Below are 17,807 nucleotides of genomic sequence, written 5' to 3'. Positions count from 1 at the left end.
TCCCCGCATGTCCCAAGCCGCTGTGACAGAAGCCGCCGCCGCCATGGCTATGATCGCTGCAAGGCTGGGCTGCGGTGTCGCCGTGGGACTGACCTCAACGACAAGACCTATCGACGACCAGGGAGAGAGATGATGAGGATCACGCGAGTCGCAGCCGGTCTGGCGCTGGCCGCAAGCCTGATGACGAGCTTCGCCGCCAGGGCTGAGGAGCCCGGCATCACCGACAAGACCATCAAGATCGGCATCTTCGGGCCGCTCTCGGGGCCGAACATGGCCTATGGCTTCGACGTCGTGAACGCGGCGAAGATGTACTACGACAAGATCAACAAGGAAGGCGGCATCCACGGCCGCAAGATCGAGTACGTCGTCGAGGACGATCGCTGCAACGCCAACGATCTTGTCGCGGCCGTGAAGAAGCTCGTCGAGCAGGACCAGGTCTTCATGCTCAATGGCGGCTCCTGCTCGGCTGCCGTCGTCGCCGCCAAGGACTACGTCGTGCGCAACAAGGTGCCCTACCTGATGCTCAACGCATCGGGCGACGGCGCGCTCTTCCCGCCGACCGACTACATCTTCGGCGCCTATTCGATCTCGCAATATGCCGTTGGCGGCGCGATGATCGAGTTCGCGGCCAAGCAGTTCGGCGCCAAGACCGTCGCCTACATCAATCATGACGACGCCTATGGCGCCTGGAACCTCGAAGGTTCGAAGAAGGATGCCGAGGTCAACGGCGTCAAGCTCGTGGTCGAGTCGGTCAACCCGAGCATCAACGACGTCACCGCGCCCTTCCTGAAGGTCCGTGCCGCCAATCCGGATGCGATCCTGCTGGTCACCTATGCCCGCCCGGCCGCGCTGCTGATCAAGAAGGCGCAGGAGATGGGCTTCAACAAGCCGATCATCCTCTCCGTCACCGGCACGGCGAGCCTCAACCAGCTCGCCGAGAACGTCGGCAAGGACGCGCTCAAGAACTTCTACACCCAGGAGGTCATGGTCGACTCGCCCGGCGGTGCGAAGCTGAAGCCGATCTACGACATGTACAAGGCGGCCTATCCCGACCTCGCCGCCAAGCCGGACCATCCGCAGACCTATATGCCCTACGGCATTCCGCCGGCGATGTCGCTGGTCAAGGCGCTGCAGGATGCCGGCCCGAACCCGACCCGCGAGAAGGTCCTCGCCGCGCTCAAGACGCAGGATTTCGACTCGGGCGTCATGGCTGGCCGGATGCAGTTCGGTCCCGAGCAGCGCGCCGCCAACCGCTCGACGATCTTCATCAAATACGACGGCAACACGATGACCCCGCTGCCGGGCGTCTTCACCAGCCGCTGGACCTATCAGGCCAAATAACCGCGACGATCGCCACGGGCGAGACTGGCCAGCCTCGCCTCGACAAGACCGGGTGGCGGCCTTGAGCGCCGCCGCCCTTCCCTGACCTGAGCATCGGGCCGGACATGGATCTGCAACTCGCCCTGATCTTCCTGCAGCAAGGCATCGCCTCGGGCCTCGTCTCGGGCAGCGTCTATGCCCTGCTCGCGCTCGCCATCGTCGTGATCTTCAAGACCTCGGACGTGCCGAATTTCGCCCAGGGCGAGGTCTTCATGGCGGCCGGCTATGTCGCGCTCTATCTCTTCGTCTTCCAGCAGCTGCCGATCTGGATCGTGCTGCCGGCGACGCTCGTCATCGCCTTCCTCGCCATGGCGCTGTTCCGCCGCTTCGTGCTCGACCAGGTCGCGAAATCGGCCAAGGATCTCGTCTATCTCGTCATCGCGACGCTCGGCCTGTCCTATGTGCTGAAAGGCCTCGTGCGCCGCACCGGCTTCGGCGACACGCCGCGCTCCTTCCCGGCCCTGGTCCCGACCGATTCCGTCATGATCGGCCAGGCCTCGGTGACGCTGCTCGACCTCGCCATCTTCGGCACCGCGGTCGTGGTGATGGCGGCCTTCTTCTGGATGTTCAACTACACCAAGACCGGCCGCGCCATGCGCGCCGTCGGCATGAATCCCAAGGCCGCCCAGCTCGTTGGCGTCGACCTGCGCCGCTGCCACATGCTGATCTGGGGCCTCTCGGGCGTCATCTCCGCCATTGCCGCGCTGCTGATCTCGCCAAAAATCCTGATGACCGCCGATATGGGCTCCATCGTCATGCTCGCCTTCGCGGCGGCGATCGTCGGCGGCTTCTCCAGCCTGCCCGGTGCCGTGGTCGGCGGCTTCGTCATCGGCATCGTCGAGAATCTGGTCGGGCTGTTCATTTCCTCGCGCGCCATCGTGCTCGCCCCCTTCCTCGCCATCCTGATCGTGCTCGTCCTGCGCCCGCAGGGCCTGTTCGGCGGGAAGCTGACGATCAAGAAGGTCTGAGCCCGTGTCGTCCTCCCCCCTCGCATCGACAGCGCCAGCGAGACGTGCGCTCTCCGGGCCTGTCCTGGCAGGGCTGGTAGCGGTGGCGATCGCCGCCGTCGCCTTGCCGATCTTCACCACGGGCTATGTCGTCTACATCGCCAATCTGCTGCTGGTCTTCGTCGTGCTCTGCCTCGGCCTGCACATCGTCATCGGCGAGACCGGCCAGTTCTCGATGGCCCATGCCGCCTTCTACGGCATCGGCATCTATGCGAGCGCGCTCGCCAACCGCGCGGTCGACCTGCCCTATCCCTTCGCCATGCTGTTCGGCGCGCTGGTCGCCGGTGCGGTCGGCCTGTTCATCGGCGCGCTGGCGCTGCGCATGCGCGACATCTATCTCGCGCTCGCCACCTTCGCCTTCGGCGAGGCGATGCAATGGGTCTTCGCCAACTGGGACAGCGTCACCAACGGCCCGAACGGGCTGCGCATCAGCCCGGCCCGCTTCGGCCCGCTCGAGATCCTCAGCGACAAACAGGCCTATCCCTTCGTGTTGTTCTTCTGCCTGCTGGCGATCGGCTTCACCGTCGTCATCTCGCGCTCGCGGCTCGGCCGTGCCTTCCGCGCGGTGCGCGAATCGGAGGTGGCGGCGATGGCGATGGGCATCGACGTGCGCCGCACCCGCGTCATCGGCTTCGGCCTCTCGGCGGCGGTCGCGGGCTTCGCCGGCGGCATGTTCGGCCTGTTCCAGACCTTCATCCATCCCGACAGCCTCGGCTTCCAGACGACGATCCTGGTGCTGACCATGGTCGTCGTGGGCGGCCTCGGTTCCATCTGGGGCGCGATCGGCGGCGCCATCGTCTTCGGGCTGATCTCGGAGGTGCTGCGCCAGGCGCCGCAGTATCAGGAGATCATCTATGGCGCGATCCTGATGCTGTTCATGATGTATGCCCCGCACGGCCTCTTCGCCTTCATCGGCGAGCGCATCCGGGAGGCGCGCCATGGCCGCTGAGAGCGCCGCGCCCTTCCTCGATGTCGAGGGCCTGACCATTCGCTTCGGTGGGTTGACCGCAGTCGGCGGGCTCGACATGGCGGTGGCGAAGGGCTCGATCCATGCACTGATCGGCCCGAACGGCGCCGGCAAGTCGACAACCTTCAACTGCATCTCGCGTTTCTACACGCCGAGCGAAGGCCGCATCACCTATGACGGGCGCGACATCACCCGCCTGCCGGCTCGCGAGATGGCGGGCTTAGGGATAGCCCGCAGCTTCCAGAACCTCGAGCTCTTCGCCGAACTCACGGTCTTCGAGAACGTGCTGATCGGAGCGCATGTCCATGCCGGGCGGACTTGGCGCGATGCGCTCAGCGCCCGCCCGCGCGGCATCGTCGAGGAGGTCGAGCACCTGATCGAGCGCACGGGACTGACGGCCTATGCCCAGACCAAGGCGCGCAATCTCGACTTCGGCCACCAGAAGATGGTCGAGATCGCCCGCGCGCTGGCGATCCGGCCGAAGCTGCTGCTGCTCGACGAGCCGGCCGCCGGCTTGCGCAACCGCGAGATCGCCGCGCTCGACCGCTTGCTCTGCGAATTGCGCGACCGCGACGGCCTCACCATCCTCCTGGTCGAGCACGTCATGCAGCTCGTCATGTCGATCTCCGACCGCATCACCGTGCTGAGCTTCGGCACCAAGATCGCGGAGGGCACGGCGGCCGAGATCCGCGCCAACCCGGCTGTGATCGAAGCCTATCTCGGCCGCGAGGCGGCTCAGGAGGCGGCTCATGGCTGATCTGCTCGAAATCGATGGCATCTCCGCCGCCTATGGCCGCATCCAGGCGCTCTCGGAGGTCTCGCTCAAGGTGCCGGAAGGGGCGATCGTCGCCCTCCTCGGCTCGAACGGCGCCGGCAAGAGCACAACGCTCAACACCGTCTCGCGCCTCGTACCGGTGACGAAGGGGCGCATCCGCTTCGCCGGGGAGGAGATCCAGTCCTGGCCGTCGCACAAGGTCGTCTCGGCCGGCGTGCTGCAGGTGCCCGAAGGCCGCGAGGTCTTCCGCGACATGAGCGTGCGCGAGAATCTCGACATGGGTGCCTATCGCCGCAGCGACGCTGCCGGCATCAGGCGCGACCTCGACCGGGTGTTCGAATACTTTCCCAAGCTGAAGGAGCGGCTCCAGCAGAAGGCCGGCACCCTCTCCGGCGGCGAGCAGCAGATGTTGCTGATCGGCCGGGCGCTGATGGCCGGGCCGCGGCTGCTCCTGCTCGACGAGCCCTCGCTCGGGCTTTCGCCGCTGCTCGTCCAGCAGATCTTCGCGATCATCGAACGGCTGAACCGCGAGGGGCTGACGATCCTGCTCGTCGAGCAGAATGCGGCGGTCGCGCTTGGCTGCTCGAGCTACGCCTACATTCTCGAGAACGGCGAGATGGCCCTCGAAGGACCTTCCGAAAAACTGCGGCAGGACGACAGCGTCCGACGCACCTATCTCGGCGGCTGAGCCGGGACGTTACGCAAAGCATTTTCAAGCGAAGTGGGTACCGGTTCGCGTGAAGAAAATGCGTCGAAACAAAGAGATGGAGCATTCGCGGTTCGGAGAAACGCGAATGCTCAAAACGGGAACCGGCACATGGCTACGCCGCTAGAGAAACCCCTCGCTCTCGTCACCGGAGGCGCCCGTGGCATCGGCCGCGCCATCGTCGAGCGCCTCTGTGCCGACGGCTTCGCGGTCGGCATCCTGGACCGCGAGAAGGAAACCGCCACCGCGCTCGTGGCCGAGCTCACCGCGCAGGGACACGACGTCTTCTTCGAGCCGGTCGACCTCGCCGATCACGCCGGCCTCGCCGCGCTGGCCGAACGCCTCCCGGTGGCACAGGCCCTCGTCAACAACGCGGGCATCTTCGAAAACAAACCGTTCTTCGATCTCGCCGCGGGCGACTTCACCCGGATGATGGATGTCAACGTCACCGCGCTTTTCCTGCTTTCGCAGGCGGTGGCGCGGCGGATGGAAAAAGGCGGGCGCATCGTCAACATCTCGTCCCGCACCTTCCTCGGCGCGCGCAACCACGCCCATTACGTCGCCTCCAAGGCGGCCGTCGTCGGGCTGACGCGGGCGATGGCGATGGAGCTGCTGCCGCGCGGTATCGCGGTCAACGCGGTGGCGCCGGGCGGGGTTGCGACCGAGATGGTGGCGAAGCAGTCGGAGGAAGCGCGCGCTGCCCTGCTCGCCCAACAGCCGACCGGCGCGCTCGCGGCGCCCGAGGACATCGCCAACGCCGTCGCCTTCCTCGCCTCGCCGCGCACCAATTTCATCTACGGCCAGGTCCTGCTCGTCGACGGCGGCAAGTCGCTCGGCGGCGGCATGGGCGTCTGAGCGGAGCCGGGCGATGAGCGAGAAATTCGACGAGATCCACGACGTCGTCGTGGTCGGCTCGGGCGCGGGCGGCCTCTCGGCGGCAATAACCGCCGCCAAGGCCGGGCTCGACGTGCTCGTGGTCGAGAAGAGCGAATATATCGGCGGCAGCACGGCAGTCTCGGGCGGTGCCATGTGGATCCCCGAGAACCCGCACGCCCAAAAAGCCGGCCATGCCGATACCCGCGAAGCGGCGCTGATCTATCTCGAAGCCGTGCTCGGCAACCGCTTGCGGCCGGACCTGATGCGCGCCTTCCTCGATAACGGCCCGGAGATGGTCCGCTTCTTCGAGCGCGAGACAGCCCTCAAATTCGAATCGCGCGCCTATTCGCCAGACTATCAGCCCGAGCAGTCCGGCGCTTCCAAGGGCGGTCGCACCATCGACCCCGCCCCTTACGACGGCAACGATCTCGGCGCGGATTTCGCCCTGCTGCGCCCACCGTTGAAGGAATTTACCGTGCTCGGCGGCATGATGGTGAACCGCAAGGACATCGACGCGCTGGTCGGCCGCTTCCGCAACCTCGCGAACTTCAAGCACAGCGCGAAGCTGCTGCTGCAATACGGTCGCGACCGGCTGCGTCATCCGCGCGGCGCGAGGCTGCTGATGGGCAATGCGCTGGCCGGGCGTCTGCTGAAATCGGCGCGGCTGGCCGGCGTCGATCTGCGGACGAAGACGGCTGCCGGCGCGCTGATCGAGCAGGACGGCGCTGCCATCGGCCTCGTCGTCAAGACACCGCAAGGCGAACGGCGCATCGGCGCGCGGCGCGGCGTCGTGCTGGCGAGCGGCGGCTTTCCGGCCAATGCCGCGATGCGGCGCGAGCACATGCCCCATGCCGAGGTTCACCGCTCGATGGCGCCGGTGACGGATACCGGCGATGGCATCAATCTGGGCCTCTCCGTCGGCGGTGCCCTGCGCGACGACAATATCGGCGCGGCCTTCTGGACGCCGGTCTCGGTGCTGAAGAAGCCGGACGGCAGCGAGGTCCAGTTCCCGCATCTGATCCTCGACCGGGCCAAGCCCGGCCTGATCGCGGTCGACGGCCAGGGCAACCGCTTCGTCAACGAGGCGACCTCCTATCACGGCTTCGTCGAGGCGATGCATGCGAGCGGCGCCGTGCCGGCTTTCCTCGTCTGCGACAGCGTTTTCCTGCGCAAATACGGGCTCGGCCTCGTCCACCCCGGCCTCAAGACGCCAAAAGCCTTCGTCGAGGCTGGCTACCTGTTCGAGGGCGACAGCATCGCTGCGCTCGCAGGCCAGATCGGCGTGGCGATGCCTGCGCTGTCCGCAGCCGTCGCAGGCATGAACGAGGCGGCGCGCTCCGGCACGGATGCTGCCTTCGGCAAGGGCTCGAGCGAGTACAACCGCTATCTCGGCGACCCCAACAACAAGCCCAATCCTTGCCTCGGGCCGATCGAAACAGGACCGTTCTATGCGGTGAAGGTCTGGCCCGGCGATATCGGCACGGCGACCGGCCTGACCTGCGACCCGCAGGCCCGCGTGCTCGGCCGCGACGAGCGCCCGATCCCCGGCCTCTATGCCACCGGCAACGACATGAACTCGATCATGGCGGGCGCCTATCCCGGCGCCGGAATTACGCTCGGCCCGGCGCTCACCTTCGGCTTCATCGCCGGGCGTGCGCTCGCCGCCGAGACCGACCACTTCCCTCGTTGAGAAAGATTGCCGCGATGAAGCTCTATCAGTCCGCCACCTCGCCCTTCGTCCTCAAAGTCCGGATCGCCGCCGCGGAGCTGGGCCTGCTCGGCCGGATCGAGATGCTCGACGTCTCGCAGGAGTACAAGGCCGGCGGCCCGCTGGCGCGCGAGCAGAACATCATCAAGACCAACCCGCTCGGCCAGGTCCCGACCCTGCTGATTGAGGACGGCTCGACGATCGCCGACAGCCGCGTCATCTGCGAATATCTCGACCGGCTCGGCGGCGGCTCGCTCTTCCCGGCCGAGCCGGCCGCGCGCTGGAACGCCCTGACCGAGCAAAGCTATGGCGACGGCCTGCTCGATGCAGCTCTGGCTGCGCGCTACGAGGGCCTCCTGCGTAGCGAAGAGCAGCGCTGGCAGCGCTGGATCGATGGTCAACTCGCCAAGGTCCATGCCACGCTCGACCTGATCGAGGGCAAGGCGCCGACGTTCGGCGACCGCGTCGATATCGGCACGATCACCTTCTTCTGTGCGTTGTCCTATCTCGACCTGCGCTTCGCCGATCTGAACTGGCGTGAGGGCCGCCCGCAGGCCGCGGCCTGGTTCGAACGCTTGTCGCAGCGCCCCGCCTTCGCCGGCCAGAAGCTGGGCTGAGGCCGGAATCGACCTGGAGGCGGCCATGGACGCGCATCTCGGCCTTTCCGGCCGTACCGTCATGATCACCGGCGGCGCCTCCGGCATCGGCCGGGCCTGTGCGCTGGCGCTGGCGCGCGAGGGTGCGGCCGTCGCCGTGGCCGACGCCAATGCCGAGGGTGCCGCCGCGACGGCCCGCGAGATCGAGGCGCTGGGCGCTCGCGCCGTCGCAGCGAACTTCGACGTGCGCGATCCTGCTGCCACCGACGCGGCGGTCGAGAGCATCGAGCGCGACCTCGGTCCGCTCGACGGCCTGATCACCGCGGCCGGCATCTCGCGCCCGGCACCGGCGACTGAGCTCGCTTCCGAAAGCTGGGAGGCGGTGATCGGCGTCAACCTCTCCGGCACCTTCTATTCCTGCCAGGCGGCGGGCAGGCGCATGGTCGCACGCGGCCGTGGCGCCATCGTCACCATCGGCTCGACCTCTTCGCTCGGCGGTCAGTCGGGTCGGGCCCATTATTGCGCCTCCAAGGCCGGCGTCGTCGGCCTGACCCGCGATCTCGCGATCGAATGGGGCTCGCATGGCGTCCGGGTGAACTGCATCGGCCCGAGCGCGACCGACACGCCGATGATCCGTGCCGGCATTCCCGAGAGCTTCGTGACCGGCGTGATGGAAGACCGCACGCCGCTCGGGCGCCTCGCGCAGCCCGGCGAGATCGCAAATCTCTGCCTGTTCCTGCTCTCGGACCTCGCGAGCTACGTCAACGGTGCGCTGCTGATGGCCGATGGCGGTGTCTCGGCCGGCTTCTTCACCCGCGGCCATGGCCGCGATTTCTCCTCGAAGGCCCTGCTCGCGCAGGGTGTCTACAGCGAATGATCGGAAGCTAAGATGAGCAAGCTCGCCCTCGTCACCGGTGCCGGGCGCGGAATCGGCGCCGCCATCGCCCACAGGCTCGCCGCCGATGGCTGGCGCGTCGCCGTCTGCGATCTGACCAAGGAGCCCGCGGCAGCCGTTGCCGCCGCGCTGCCCGGCGAAGGCCACAGCGGCTGGGCCGTCGATGTTGCGAACGAGGCTTCCGTGGAGGCCCTCTTCGACGGCGTCGAGGCGGCGCATGGCCCGGTCACCGCGCTGGTCTGCAACGCCGGCATCCTGCTGATGGCGGCTGATGGCGAGCGGCCCACCATCTTCGACATGACGCTCGACGACTGGGAGAAGACCCATGCGGTCAACACGCGCGGCGTCTTCCTCAGCATCCGCGCCTATGCGCGGCGCCGTCGCGCGCAGCCGGTCGAGGGCGGCCGCGTCACCACCACCAGCTCGGTTGCGGCGGAACTCGGCGGCTATCGTGGCTCGGCCAGCTATATCTCCTCGAAATCGGCGATCCTCGGCTTCACCAAGGCGATGGCGCGCGAGCTCTCGTCGTTGGGCATCACCGTGAACTGCGTCGCGCCCGGCGTCATCGACGCGCCGATGCTGGCGGCGGCGACGCCGCGCTCGGCCGCGCCGGGCTCGATGGAGACGCTGGCGCAGGCCGTGCCGCTCGGACGGCTCGGAACGCCGGAGGACATCGCGGGAGCGGTCTCCTTCCTGCTTTCGGAGCAGGCCTCCTACATCACCGGCGCGACGATCGACGTGAACGGCGGCTATCGCATGGCCTGAGCCGAGGGCCGGGCCACCGACATGGCCCACCTCACATCAGGATGCGCATCAGCTCGTTCTGCGAGGAAATGCCGAGCCTCGCATAGGCGCGCTTGCGGTAGGTCAGCACGGTGTTGATGCCGACGCCGAGCTCGAGCGCGATGCCCTCCGAGGTCAGGCCGCTCGCGATCAGCGCGCAGACGTCGCGCTCGCGCTTCGAGAGGCCGGGCGCGACGGCTGCCAGCCGCGCCTGGAAGGCCGGGAGCGCGCGGTGCTCGGCCGGCCGCTCCGCCTCGTAATGGCGCCAGAGCGCCGCCATCAGCAGCGGCGCGCTTTCGACGAGATGCGCGATCTCCTGGTCGCTGAAGCTCTCCTTGCGGCCACGATAGATGCTGAGCCGCATCGTACCGCCGGTCCGCCGCTGGATCAGCGAGAAGCGCTCCGACAGGCCGACCGAGAAATAGCATTCGCTGCGGTAGGACGGGTTGGCGATGTCGTTGGCCCGCATGCGGACGCCCCAGCAATCGCGACTGCTGCTCTCGTCGAGCGCGATGGTGTTGGCCGGATCGGCGCGCCAGTGGCGGGAAACATAGCGGCGCGCGACATCGAGCGCAGCCTTGCCGGGTTCCTGCCGGTTCTCGGCGAGCAGCGTATGGACGATGCCATCCGGCGCCGTGACGAAGGCGGTGACGATTTCCGTCCCGGTGAAGCGGCGCGCGATATCGAACAATCCGGCCGAGAAACCGGGCCGGCCGACGCTCTCGATGACCTGCGGCATCGTCGCCAGGATACTGCTCGCGGCCATGGCCTGCTGAATGGCCAGAAGCTGCATGTCCAACCTCCCGCCGGCTTCTCTTTCAGCGCGGCGGCGGGCCGGCGGCGGAAGCCTTCAAGACGAGAAGCGATATCAGCAGCCGGCTTCGCATGCAAACTCGTGCGCAAAGTTGAAGCGCCCGATCGGCATCATGTGATCGGCAGCCCCGCCTCGTCCTTGAGGTTCATCAGCACGATCTCGGACTGTACACGGCCGACCTGCGGATGCGGCAGCAGATGCCCGTGGATGAACTGGGCGAAGGCGGCCAGATCGCGCGTGACGATGACGAGCACGTAATCGGCGTCGCCCGAGACCGAGAAGGCCTGGCGGATCTCCTCATGCCGGGCCAGGAAATCGGCGAAGGATTCGGCGTTTCGCTCGCTGTGCGACGACAGGTTGACGCGGGTGATCGCCTTCAGGCCGAAGCCCAGCGCCGTGGCGTCGAGCTTCGCCGCATAGCCTGCGATCACGCCACTCTCTTCCAGCCGCGCGCGCCGTCGCGAGCATTGCGAGGGCGAGAGGTTCACGATCTCGCCGAGTTCGGCATTGGTGAGCGCGGCATTGTCCTGCAACGCTTTCAGAATTGCACGGTCGAAACGATCGATCTCGTTTTGAAGCATGAGGAGCGCCTCCGATGCACGGAACGTGCAAATCCTCCGGCGCGCGTGCCCAGTTTGCAAGCCCCTCGCGCCGGAACTGCCTCACTCTCGTCGGTAATAGCACCATCAGGAGGATGCAGGATGGGCCCCTTTCCGCATGACGCCCCCAAGGCCACGATCAGCGAGACCAACCCGGCGGGCACCGACGGCTTCGAGTTCGTCGAGTTCGCCCATCCCGAGCCCGAGAAGCTCGACAAGCTCTTCCGGCAGATGGGTTTCGCTCCCGTCGCCCGGCACCGGACCAGGGACATCACCCTCTACCGCCAGGGCGACATCAACTATCTCCTGAACCGCGAGCCCGACAGCCACGCCTCCCGTTTCGTCGCCGAGCACGGCCCCTGCGCTCCGGCGATGGCCTGGCGGGTGGTGGACGCGCAGCATGCGTTGAAGCGCGCGCTCGATCTCGGCGCCAAGGAGTATACCGGGCCGGGCAAATCGCTCGACGTGCCGGCGGTCATCGGTATCGGCGGCTCGCTGCTCTACTTCATCGAGACCTATGGCGAGGCGGGCTCGGCCTATGATGCCGAGTTCGAATGGCTCGGCGAGCCCAATCCGAAGCCCGAGGGTTTCGGCTTCTTCTACCTCGACCATCTCACGCACAACGTGGTGCGCGGGAATATGGATACCTGGTACAAATTCTACCACGACACCTTCAATTTCCGCGAAATCCGCTATTTCGACATCGCCGGCAAGATGACCGGGCTGACGAGCCGGGCGCTGACTTCGCCGGACGGCAAGATCCGCATCCCGATCAACGAGAGCGCCGACGATCGCAGCCAGATCGAGGAATATCTGCGCGAGTACAAGGGCGAGGGCATCCAGCACATCGCCATCGCTACCAACGATATCTACGCCGGCACCGACGCGATCGCCGCGGCCGGCCTCGAATTCATGCCGGGCCCGCCCGACGTCTATTACGAGAAGTCGAAAAGCCGGGTGAAGGGCCATCAGGAGCCGCTCGATCGCTTGAGGAAGCGCGGCATCCTCATCGACGGCGAGGGCGTGGTCGGCGGCGGCGAGACCCGCGTGCTGCTGCAGATCTTCTCCAAGACGGTGATTGGGCCGATCTTCTTCGAGTTCATCCAGCGCAAGGGCGATGACGGCTTCGGCGAGGGTAATTTCAAGGCCCTGTTCGAGTCGATCGAGGAGGATCAGATCAGGCGCGGCGTGCTCAAGAGCACGGCGGCCTGAATGAGTCCCGTCATCGATGAGTGACGCCTGGCGTGATTATTCCAGCGCACCTCCCGCAGGTGCGCTGGTCTGCGAATCCGATTGGGTTGGTGAGGGGGCCGCGCGCTGCCTGATGGTGGAGTCGGCTGCGGGCGCCTTCCCGCTCCTGCTGCTCCGGCGCGGCGGGGCCGTGAGCGCCTATGTCAACGCCTGCCCGCACCAGTACCTGCCGCTCGACTACCGCTCCGGCAATGTCCTTTCGGCGGATGGAGCGCGGCTCCTGTGCTCGGCCCATGGCGCGGTCTTCGATGCTGCGACAGGCGGCTGCCTGTCCGGCGACGGGGCGGATCTGCTCGATCCGGTGCCTGTGGTCGAGCGCGAAGGGCTGATCCGCATCGGCGGCTGACCCTCGCAGGGCGGTCTAGCGCCAGACTGCCAGCAGGTGAACCACGGCCGTCACCGCAAAGAATGCGGCGATCAGCTTCGACGGCCAGGGCTTGAGGTCGAACCAGACGAATTGCAGGGCGAGCCGCAGGCTCCAGAAGGCGGCACCGGCCAGTGGCAGCAGCGGCGGGACGCCTGCCTGCCCGGATTGCCAGATCAGCACCGCGCCATAGACGAGGAAGACGAAGCCCAGCATTGCATTGAGCGTCTGGGTGATCGCGGTGTTCAGCCGGCCTGAGGCTTCGAGCCGCTCGGGCCAGCCGAAGAGCCGCCAGAACGCGGCGTGGAACAGCGCAAAGCCGAGATCGAGGAGGCCCGCGGCCAGCAGCAAGGCCGCTCAGCTCCGGGTCGCGATCGCGGCGGCGGCTCCCGCCATCACGCCGCCGGTCGTCCGGTTGATCCAGCGCATCGCGCGCGGGCTGGCGACGAGGCGGCGCGCCCGGTCGGCGGCATAGGCGTAAGCGAGCAATGTCAGGCTGATGATCGGAGTGATCAGCGCCGCGACTTCGAGGAAGGCGAGCGGAGTGAGCGCGTTCAGGTCGATGACCAGCGGCAGGATCGACAGGAAGAAGACCATCACCTTCGGGTTGCCGAGCGTCAGCGCGATTCCGCCAAGGAAGAGGCGGATGCCCTCGCCGCGCGCCGCCGCAGAGGGCTTCGGTGCTTCGGCCGGTGCGGTCCAGGCCTTGAAGGCGAGATAGATGAGATAGGCGCAGCCGGCGTATTTGATCGCGACGAAGACGCCGTGGAAGCTCTGCATCAGCACGCTCAAGCCCAGCGCCGAGAGCGTGAACCAGACGATATCCCCTGCGACGATGCCTGCGAGAAAGGGCAGCGAGCGGCGAAAGCCCGTCGAGAGCGAGCGCGCGACCAGTGCGGCGATGCCGGGGCCGGGCGAGGCGACGGCCAGGAAATAGACGCCGGCGAACAGGGCGAGGCTGGTGAATTCCATGGCAGGCTCCGGAGCTGTCGAATCCTATAGCATCGGACCGAAAAGCGGAAACCACTTTTCAGAGGAATCCGATGCAATGCCAATAAGATAGATCATCGTTATCGCGTCTGGTAGGACGCGCGATGATCTAGCAGGAAAGGCCGTCATCGTGCCATCGCAGGGCGTGGCCTGATCGATCACCCGATCGGATCGGCATGGCCCGGCGTGATCGCGAAGCGCCGGGCTCCCGCTGGCAGATCGCCGAACAGGGCGATGTCGGCGCCGGTCATCCAGACCTGGCAACCCAGCCCCGTCAGCCCTTCATAGAGCGCCGCGCGCCGGCGCGGGTCGAGATGGGCGGCGACCTCGTCGAGCAGGACGAGCGGCGGCAGGCCGCTCATCGCCGCGACGAGCCGCGCATGGGCGAGCACGATGCCGATCAGCAGCGCCTTCTGCTCGCCGGTCGAGCCCTGGCCGGCCGGGATGTCCTTGGGACCATGCCGCACGTCGAGGTCGGAAGCCTGCGGGCCGGCGAGCGTGCGTCCGGCGGCGCGGTCGCGATGTCGCCCCTGGCGCAGCAGGTCGCGATAGGCATCCTCGGCATCGACCGCGGGCAGGCGGGCGACGAGTTCGTCGATCTCGCCTGCGAGCGCGAGATCCGCATAGGGGAAGGGCGAGGCTTCGTCGCGGCTGTCAGCGATGATCGCGGAAAGCCGCGCAACCGTCTCGGCGCGCGCCGCAGCGACGGCGACGCCGAGCTCGGCGACCTCGCGCTCGACCGCATCGAGCCATGAGCCCTGTCCCGGGCTCTCCTCGAGAATGCGATTGCGCGAGCGTAGTGCCCGTTCCAGCGCGTTGGAGCGGGTCGCGTGGCTCGGATCGATGGCGAGCACCAGCCTGTCGAGGAAGCGGCGTCGGTCGCCGGCGGCGCCACGAAACAGCCCGTCGAGATCGGGCGTCAGCCAGACCACGCGCAGATAATCGCTGAAGGCGAGCGCCGAACCGACGGCTGCACCGTCGATGCGAGCGAGCCGTGGCCGCCGGCCTTCGGCGTCCAGCGGTCCCAGGCCGATGCCGAGCCGGCCGGCATCCTCGGCAAGCGTGATCGATGCGGCGAAGGAGCCGTCGCCGCCTTGCCGGGCCATGCTCGCGAGTTCGGCGCGGCGCAGGCCTCGCCCCGGCGTGAACAGCGAAAGCGCTTCGAGGATATTGGTCTTGCCGGCCCCGTTCTCGCCGATCAACGCAACGATTTGGCCCTCGACCGGAAGATCGAGGGCCTCGTAGGAACGGAAATCCTGCAGGATCAGGCGCGCGACGGCCGTCACGGCCGGATCAGACGCGCATCGGCATCAGCACATAGAGCGCGGAGGCGCCTTCGCGGTCCTGGATCACGGTCGGCGAGCCGGGATCTGCGAGCTTCAGCAGCGCGGTATCGCCGTCGAGCTGGGCGGCGATGTCCATCAGGTAGCGCGCGTTGAAGCCGATATCGAGCGGGCTCGCCTCGTAATCGACCTCGATCTCCTCGGTCGCGGAGCCGGAGTCCGGATTGGTCACCGAGAGCGTCATGCGCCCATCGGCCATGGAGAGTTTCACCGCGCGGCCGCGCTCCGACGAGATCGTCGAGACGCGGTCGACGGATGCGGCGAAATCCCCCCGGTCGACGGTCAGGCGCTTGTCGTTGCCGCTGGGAATGACGCGCTGATAATCGGGGAAGGTGCCGTCGATCAGCTTCGAGGTCAGCACGACATCGGCGGTGGCGACGCGGATTTTCGAGCCCGAGAGCTCGACCGCGACCTCGTTCTCGCCGTCTTCGAGCAGCTTCTGGATCTCGGCGACGGCCTTGCGCGGTACGATCACGCCGGGCATGCCGGCCGAACCCTGCGGGGCAGCAGTGTCGACCCGGGCGAGCCGGTGTCCGTCCGTCGCGACGGCGCGCAGCACCGGGCGGCCATCGACATCGATGGTGTGGAGATAGATGCCGTTGAGATAGTAGCGCGTCTCCTCGGTCGAGATCGCGAACTGGGTCTTGTCGATCAGCCGCTTGAGCTCGCCGGCCGGCAGCACGAAGCGATGCGCCATCTCGCCGGCGGTGATGTCCGGGAAATCGCTCTCCGGCAGGGTCTGGAGCTGGAAGCGGGAGCGGCCCGAGCGCAGCACGAGCCCGGTATCCCCGGTCGTCTCCAGCGAAACCTGCGCGCCATCAGGCAGCTTGCGGACGATGTCGTAGAGGGTGTGGGCGGGAACGGTCGTCGCGCCGGGCTCGCCGACCTCGGCCGGGATCGTCTCCACCACCTCGATGTCGAGATCGGTCGCCTTGAGGCGCAGGCCGCTCTCGGCGGCGCTGAGCAGCAGGTTCGACAGGATCGGGATCGTGTTGCGGCGCTCCACAACGCGATGGACGTGCCCGAGCGACTTGAGCAGCGTGGAACGTTCGACCGTGACCTTCATGATTGTCTAGTCTTCTGGCGCTGGCCGCCCGCACGCAAGCGCACGGGCCGAATGAATGGCCAGCGACATTGCCGGACGCCAGCCGGGTGCGCAAGTCCACGCGCCCCGGCGACCACAAGCAATTGAAAGAACAGGCGTGAAGCGGATGAGCCGCTCACTCCTGCAGCATGCGCTTCAGCAGATCGACCTCGTCATGCAGCGAGCGGTCCTCGCTGATCGCCTTCTCGATCTTGCGCACCGCATGAAGCACGGTCGTGTGGTCGCGCCCGCCGAAGCGGCGGCCGATCTCGGGCAGCGAGCGCGGCGTCAGCGCCTTCGACAGATACATCGCAATCTGGCGCGGCTTGACCACCGCCGCAGTGCGGCGTTCCGACAGGATGTCGGCGCGGCTGACATTGTAGCGCGTCGCGACGAGCTTCTGGATGTCCTCGATCTTGACCCGGCGCGGTTCGCGCGTCCGGACGAGGTCGCGGATCGCCGCCTCCGCCGTCTCCAGCGTCACGAGCTGGCCCGAGAGGGTGGCGTGCGCCAGCAGCCGGTTGGCGGCGCCGTCGAGGTCGCGGCCATTGGTCGCGACGACGCGGGCGACATAGGCGACCACGTCGGGGCTGACCTGGAAGTTGGGATGGGCGCTCTGCAGCGCGTCCATCCGGGTGGCCAGGATCTTGGCGCGCAGCGCCTCGTCGAGCTCGCCGACCTCGACGACGAGGCCGCCGCCGAGCCGCGAGCGGATGCGCTCGTCGAGCGCCTCGAGCTCGCCGGCGAGACGGTCGCCGGCGACGACGATCTGCTTGCCGGCGTCGAGCAGCGCATTGATGGTGTGGCCGAATTCCTGCTGGATCGACTTGCCCTGGATGAATTGCACGTCGTCGACGACGAGCAGGTCGATGCCGCGCAGCTTCTCCTTGAAGGCAAGGGCTGTCTGCGACTTCAGCGCCGCGACGAAGCCGTACATGAAGCGGTCCGCCGTGAAATAGGCGACGCGCTTGCCGAGCCGGCGCGCTTCCTGGGCGATGGCCTGCAGCAGATGCGTCTTGCCGAGGCCGACGCCGGCATGGAGGTAGAGCGGATTATAGGGGCTCTGGCCGGCAGGCGCCGAGGCGATGCGCTCGGCCGCGGCGAAGGCGAGCTGGTTCGACTTGCCGACGACGAAGCTCTGGAAGCTCATGCGCTTGTCCAGCGACGTGCCGCAGACATCGACCAGTTCCGGTTCGCCGGGCTGGGCGCTTGCCGCAGCCGCTTTCGTCGCCTCCGAAGGCGCCTGGCTAGCCGAGGCTGCAGCGCGGCTGCGGATCACGGCCTCCGCCAGCGGCGCCGGGGTGGCATCGCGCGAGGCCTGACGAACGGAGAGCAGCACGCCGTTCGGCGCCGGGAGTTCGGCGATGCAGTTCACCCGCAGCCGCTCGGCATAATGGGCTTCGAGCCAGCTCTTCAGGAAGCGGGTCGGGACGGTGAGGTAGGCCACGGCGTTGACGATGCCCGCAAGCTCGAGGCGGGCGAACCAGCTCGAGAAGACATCCTCGCCGAGCTCGGCGCGCAGACGCCGCCGCACGCGCTCCCAGGCGTCCTGGATCGTCGTATCGTTCACCCCCGCCGGAGCAGCCTCCTCGGCTGCGATCGTCACCACCACCGGCGTCGCCTCGACCACGTCTCCGATTTCCTGCCGCTCGAACATCAATGGCCCCAT

Annotated in this window: 19 protein-coding genes; 12 read left to right on the top strand and 7 right to left on the bottom strand. The window is 67.4% G+C overall.

The annotated features are described in order from the left end of the window. Positions 1 to 132: 132 nt before the first annotated feature. From CE453_RS01730 to CE453_RS01685, 10 genes are all read left to right on the top strand, one after another. Entirely contained in the window at positions 133 to 1,341 is a 1,209-nt protein-coding gene (locus CE453_RS01730; RefSeq protein ID WP_210191863.1) for an ABC transporter substrate-binding protein, read from the top strand. Positions 1,342 to 1,445: 104 nt separating this feature from the next. After that, positions 1,446 to 2,348: a branched-chain amino acid ABC transporter permease gene (locus CE453_RS01725; protein WP_089173026.1), complete on the top strand. Its 903-nt coding sequence runs from the start codon at positions 1,446 to 1,448 to the stop codon at positions 2,346 to 2,348. Positions 2,349 to 2,352: 4 nt separating this feature from the next. Continuing rightward, complete coding sequence (locus tag CE453_RS01720; protein ID WP_198302231.1) at positions 2,353 to 3,336, top strand: branched-chain amino acid ABC transporter permease; 984 nt, start codon at positions 2,353 to 2,355, stop codon at positions 3,334 to 3,336. Continuing rightward, positions 3,326 to 4,111: an ABC transporter ATP-binding protein gene (locus tag CE453_RS01715; protein ID WP_089173025.1), complete on the top strand. Its 786-nt coding sequence runs from the start codon at positions 3,326 to 3,328 to the stop codon at positions 4,109 to 4,111. The genes CE453_RS01720 and CE453_RS01715 overlap by 11 nt, the downstream gene beginning before the upstream one ends. Beyond that, positions 4,104 to 4,817 carry an ABC transporter ATP-binding protein gene (locus tag CE453_RS01710; RefSeq protein WP_089173024.1) on the top strand — a complete coding sequence of 238 codons (714 nt, stop codon included), beginning with the start codon at positions 4,104 to 4,106 and terminating at the stop codon, positions 4,815 to 4,817. The genes CE453_RS01715 and CE453_RS01710 overlap by 8 nt, the downstream gene beginning before the upstream one ends. 129 nt (positions 4,818 to 4,946) lie before the next feature. Next, positions 4,947 to 5,690: an SDR family NAD(P)-dependent oxidoreductase gene (locus tag CE453_RS01705; protein WP_089173023.1), complete on the top strand. Its 744-nt coding sequence runs from the start codon at positions 4,947 to 4,949 to the stop codon at positions 5,688 to 5,690. Positions 5,691 to 5,703: 13 nt separating this feature from the next. Further along, positions 5,704 to 7,401, top strand: a complete 1,698-nt coding sequence (locus tag CE453_RS01700) for an FAD-dependent oxidoreductase (RefSeq protein ID WP_089173022.1) — start codon at positions 5,704 to 5,706, stop codon at positions 7,399 to 7,401. A 14-nt stretch (positions 7,402 to 7,415) separates the two neighbouring features. Next, positions 7,416 to 8,036, top strand: a complete 621-nt coding sequence (locus tag CE453_RS01695; RefSeq protein WP_089173021.1) for a glutathione S-transferase family protein — start codon at positions 7,416 to 7,418, stop codon at positions 8,034 to 8,036. A gap of 25 nt (positions 8,037 to 8,061) precedes the next feature. Then, the gene (locus CE453_RS01690; protein WP_089173020.1) at positions 8,062 to 8,892 is read left to right on the top strand and encodes an SDR family NAD(P)-dependent oxidoreductase; all 831 of its coding nucleotides are present in this window, start codon (positions 8,062 to 8,064) and stop codon (positions 8,890 to 8,892) included. A 12-nt stretch (positions 8,893 to 8,904) separates the two neighbouring features. Continuing rightward, positions 8,905 to 9,675: an SDR family NAD(P)-dependent oxidoreductase gene (locus tag CE453_RS01685; protein ID WP_089173019.1), complete on the top strand. Its 771-nt coding sequence runs from the start codon at positions 8,905 to 8,907 to the stop codon at positions 9,673 to 9,675. A gap of 31 nt (positions 9,676 to 9,706) precedes the next feature. On the opposite strand, the gene CE453_RS01680 is transcribed toward CE453_RS01685, so the two are convergent. Both CE453_RS01680 and CE453_RS01675 read right to left on the bottom strand, forming a co-directional pair. Beyond that, a complete protein-coding gene (locus CE453_RS01680) occupies positions 9,707 to 10,486 on the bottom strand; it encodes a helix-turn-helix transcriptional regulator (RefSeq protein WP_089173018.1) in 780 nt (259 codons plus the stop codon). 131 nt (positions 10,487 to 10,617) lie between these two features. Next, positions 10,618 to 11,088: an Lrp/AsnC family transcriptional regulator gene (locus CE453_RS01675; RefSeq protein ID WP_089173017.1), complete on the bottom strand. Its 471-nt coding sequence runs from the start codon at positions 11,086 to 11,088 to the stop codon at positions 10,618 to 10,620. A 120-nt stretch (positions 11,089 to 11,208) separates the two neighbouring features. Here CE453_RS01675 and hppD point away from each other — a divergent pair, with 120 nt between their 5' ends. Together hppD and CE453_RS01665 are read left to right on the top strand one after the other, a co-directional pair. Beyond that, positions 11,209 to 12,318, top strand: coding sequence for a 4-hydroxyphenylpyruvate dioxygenase (hppD, locus tag CE453_RS01670; protein ID WP_089173016.1), 1,110 nt, complete (start codon positions 11,209 to 11,211; stop codon positions 12,316 to 12,318). A gap of 16 nt (positions 12,319 to 12,334) precedes the next feature. Beyond that, positions 12,335 to 12,703, top strand: a complete 369-nt coding sequence (locus CE453_RS01665; RefSeq protein ID WP_089173015.1) for a Rieske (2Fe-2S) protein — start codon at positions 12,335 to 12,337, stop codon at positions 12,701 to 12,703. A gap of 15 nt (positions 12,704 to 12,718) precedes the next feature. Here CE453_RS01665 and CE453_RS01660 read toward each other — a convergent pair whose 3' ends face one another. From CE453_RS01660 to dnaA, 5 genes are all read right to left on the bottom strand, one after another. Then, positions 12,719 to 13,072, bottom strand: coding sequence for a hypothetical protein (locus tag CE453_RS01660; protein WP_089173014.1), 354 nt, complete (start codon positions 13,070 to 13,072; stop codon positions 12,719 to 12,721). Between the two features lie 6 nt (positions 13,073 to 13,078). After that, positions 13,079 to 13,693, bottom strand: a complete 615-nt coding sequence (locus CE453_RS01655; protein ID WP_089173013.1) for a LysE family translocator — start codon at positions 13,691 to 13,693, stop codon at positions 13,079 to 13,081. 176 nt (positions 13,694 to 13,869) lie between these two features. After that, positions 13,870 to 14,997, bottom strand: a complete 1,128-nt coding sequence (gene recF / locus CE453_RS01650) for a DNA replication/repair protein RecF (protein ID WP_089173012.1) — start codon at positions 14,995 to 14,997, stop codon at positions 13,870 to 13,872. 7 nt (positions 14,998 to 15,004) lie between these two features. Next, positions 15,005 to 16,120, bottom strand: a complete 1,116-nt coding sequence (dnaN, locus tag CE453_RS01645) for a DNA polymerase III subunit beta (RefSeq protein ID WP_089173011.1) — start codon at positions 16,118 to 16,120, stop codon at positions 15,005 to 15,007. Between the two features lie 154 nt (positions 16,121 to 16,274). After that, positions 16,275 to 17,795: a chromosomal replication initiator protein DnaA gene (gene dnaA / locus CE453_RS01640; RefSeq protein WP_089177630.1), complete on the bottom strand. Its 1,521-nt coding sequence runs from the start codon at positions 17,793 to 17,795 to the stop codon at positions 16,275 to 16,277. Positions 17,796 to 17,807: the final 12 nt, after the last annotated feature.

This window comes from Bosea sp. AS-1, assembly GCF_002220095.1.
Classification (GTDB): domain Bacteria; phylum Pseudomonadota; class Alphaproteobacteria; order Rhizobiales; family Beijerinckiaceae; genus Allobosea.
This window is presented reverse-complemented; position numbering and strand designations above follow the sequence as displayed.